The organism is Streptomyces sp. 150FB (assembly GCF_000818195.1).
Classification (GTDB): domain Bacteria; phylum Actinomycetota; class Actinomycetes; order Streptomycetales; family Streptomycetaceae; genus Streptomyces.
On the sequence record NZ_JTHL01000001.1, the window covers coordinates 8,104,305 to 8,107,514 of the forward strand.

The 3,210-nt window shown below is 72.3% G+C and carries 2 protein-coding genes and 1 pseudogene; all 3 read left to right on the top strand.

The genetic code is table 11. The features are described from left to right. Positions 1 to 1,860, top strand: a 1,860-nt coding sequence (locus tag QR77_RS34780; protein ID WP_040029175.1) for a VWA domain-containing protein, incomplete at its 5' end; no start/stop codon positions are given. Between the two features lie 49 nt (positions 1,861 to 1,909). Further along, positions 1,910 to 2,758 carry a DUF4255 domain-containing protein gene (locus tag QR77_RS34785; RefSeq protein WP_078877532.1) on the top strand — a complete coding sequence of 283 codons (849 nt, stop codon included), beginning with the start codon at positions 1,910 to 1,912 and terminating at the stop codon, positions 2,756 to 2,758. Next, positions 2,755 to 3,210, top strand: a pseudogene (locus QR77_RS34790) (ATP-binding protein); the annotation flags it as partial. The gene QR77_RS34785 and the pseudogene QR77_RS34790, both read left to right, overlap by 4 nt.

Genomic DNA, 3,210 nt, shown 5'->3' on the forward strand with positions numbered 1-3,210 from the left:
GGCGAGTCCCTGCGGGTGGCCAAGCAGGTCCGTACGCCCGCCATCCCGCCGAAGCCCGACATCGTGCTCCTGGTCGACGGCACCGCCAGCATGGCGGGCGGAACGCTGGAGAACGTGCAGGAGAACCTCCACCTGATCACCGAGGCGGTCCGCGCCGAGCAGCCCGATTCCCGCTTCGCCGTCGCGTCCTTCGGGGACCAGCAGGGTGACGAGGAGCGGGTGTACACCGTCCATCAGCCTCTGACGGACGACCTCACACTGGTCCAGCAGGGTGTGGACGCGCTTCCCACCGACCGGGGCGGGCTGAGCATGGGCCCCTCCGAGGACTGGAACAACGCGCTGTGGCAGATCGCGCACGGCAGCGGCGGCGCGACCGTCTTCCGCCCCGACGCCAGCCCCGTGGTCGTGCTGGTGGGCGACGCCTCCACCCACGACCCGAGCAAGGACCACACCCTCACCGAAACGATCGCCGCCCTCCAGAGCGAGGGGATACGCGTCCTGGCCGTGGACGTCGCCACCAACATCGGGGACGGGCTCAACGGCAACGGCGACGCCGGGGACCCCGACTACATCGAGGACCCACTGCACGCCTACGGACAGGCCACCAGGGTTGTCGAGGCGACCAAGGGCGAACTGCTCAACGGCATCGAGGAGGACGCCGTGGCGCAGGCCATCGTGGAGGGCCTCGGCAACCTCCGTGCCACCGTGGGCCACCGCCAGGAGAGCTGCGATCCCGGCCTCACCGTGACCCTCGACCCGCCGACCAGGACCGTCGAGAGCGGCGAGTCCGCCGCCTTCGACGAGACCATCCAGGTCGCGGCGGACGCCCCGCAGGGCAGGAGGCTGACCTGCGTGATCCAGTTCCTGATGGGCACCAGTGCGCCGGATGCGCGGAGTGTCGGCCCGAGGGCGCTGGCCGAGCCGGACCTGACGGAGACCATCAACATCGATGTGAACGACGTCGAGGCGCCGGTCGTCACCGTGGACGACCGTACGGTGGCCACCCGGGCGCCCGGCGGCGCTCCCGTCTCCTTCACGGCCACCGCCGAGGACGCCAACGACGGCCCGTTGCCGGTGAGTTGCACGCCGGCCTCCGGCTCGGTGTTCCCGATCGGCCGCACCACGGTGACTTGTTCCGCCACCGACTCGAACGGCAACACCGGCAGCGACACCGCGACCGTGGAGGTGCTCGAAGCCCCCGTACCGCCGACGGCCGACGTGGCGGTGAACGTCCAGGTCGCCCCGGCGCGTACGTACACCGGCCGGGCAGCCACCGCCCGTTACACGCTCAGCAACGCGGGACCGGACGCGGCGACCGGAGTCATTCTCACCTCCGCCTGGCCGAGGACACCGGACGCCGGGGACCGGACGCTGGCCGCGCTGGGCCGCTGCACACCGACGGCGCCGTGCTCCATCCCGGCCGGCGGCCGGATCGAGGTCACCCAGAGAGCCACCTACCGGACGGCCATCAGCGGCGAGGTCGTCGCGACGGCCGTGGCCACACTGCCCGACCGGGAAGCCGCCGACAACACCGACCGGGACACACTGCGGGTCCTCCAGCCGAAGCTCACGGTCACACCGCAGGTCGCCGAGCCGGGCGACGTCGTCCTGGCGCGCGGTACGGACTACCCGCCGGGCGCGACCGTCCGACTGAGCTGGAGCGCCGGTATCACCGCCGCCGTGGCGCCCATGACCGTAAGCGGTGACGGCACCTTCGAGGCGCAGACGCTGGTACTGCGCAAGGACCGGATCGGACCCCGGGACCTGCGCGCCGAGGTCACCGGTGTCGACCGGCTGTCGAAACCGGTCCTGATCGTGCAACGCAAGCTCCAGCCACCGGACTTCGAGGGACGCGGATGACCACACCGGAGGCCGGACCGGGTGCGGGACCGGGGACGGGTGGGCCGTCATGATCCATGAGGTGGACGACGCGCTGCGTACGCTGCTCAGGGCGGAGGTCCTCGAAGGCGCCCAGATCGCGGTGGTGTTCGACGCGCCCACCCGCGAGTGGGCCGCGAAGGTCAACGCGCCGACGGTCAACCTGTACCTCTACGACATCCGCGAGGACATGCGGCGGCGCGAACGCGGGCTGCACAACGAGTACGACGGGCGGGGCACCGTGGTCGCCCGCCGCAGGCCGCCGCGCTTCTTCAAACTGTCCTACCTGATCACCGCCTGGACCAAGCGCCCCGAGGACGAACACCGCCTGCTCTCATCGCTGTTGGGCTGCCTGCTGGGGTACGAGGCGCTGCCCGCCGAGCGGTTGACCGGCACACTCCAGGACATCGGGGTCGCCGTGCCGATGACCATCGCGCTGCCGCCGCCGGAGGACCGCTCCTTCGCCGATGTGTGGAGCGCGCTCGGCGGTGAACTGAAGCCGTCGCTGGACCTGGTGATCAGTGTGCCGGTGACCGCGTCGCCGAAATACCTGGTGGGTCCGCCGGTCGGCGACGAGGGGCTGCACGCGACCTTCGGCGACCACACCGCCTGGCCCCCGGACCGGCGGCCCACCCAGCCCATGCCGGGGCGCCCGGGGCTCCCGCTGTACGGGACCCGTACGGCTCCGGTGACGGTCCCCGACGCGGCGCCCGACGCGACGGAACCGGGCGCCGAGCCGAGTGTGGGGCCCGAGACGGGGCCGGAGATGGGGGCCGCGCCCGCCGCCGGGGCCGCCGCCGAGCCCGGCGTACAGGAGGCGGCGCAACAGCGGCGGCGCCCGGGGCTGTCCCGCCGCATCACGGAAAACCGCGGCGAATGACGGAACCGACCGGACCCGGGGAGCAGACGGACGGCGACCCCGGCCTCCGCCACCTCCTCGACCGCGCCGTACGCGTCGAGCGACGCGTCCGCCGGGCCGTCGAGGCCCGCAGGCTCACCGACCCACACCCGGACGACGCGTTCAAGGGCCTCTATCTGACCGAGGAGACGATCACCCAACTCCTCGACGTGGGAAGGGTGTTCCCCGCCCCCGACGACAACGACCCGCCGGTGGCCGCCGAAAGCGCGATCCTCCACGACCGGCCCACCCGACTCGGCCTGCTGGCCCAGGAGTTCGGTCTCACCGCCCTCGACGTCGAGATCCTGCTCATCGCACTGCTCCCGGACCTCGACGACCGCTTCGAGGCTTTCTACGGCTACCTCAACGACGACGTCACCCGGCGCCGGCCGTCCATCGGCCTGGCGCTCGGACTCTGCGCGCTCCCGCCCGCC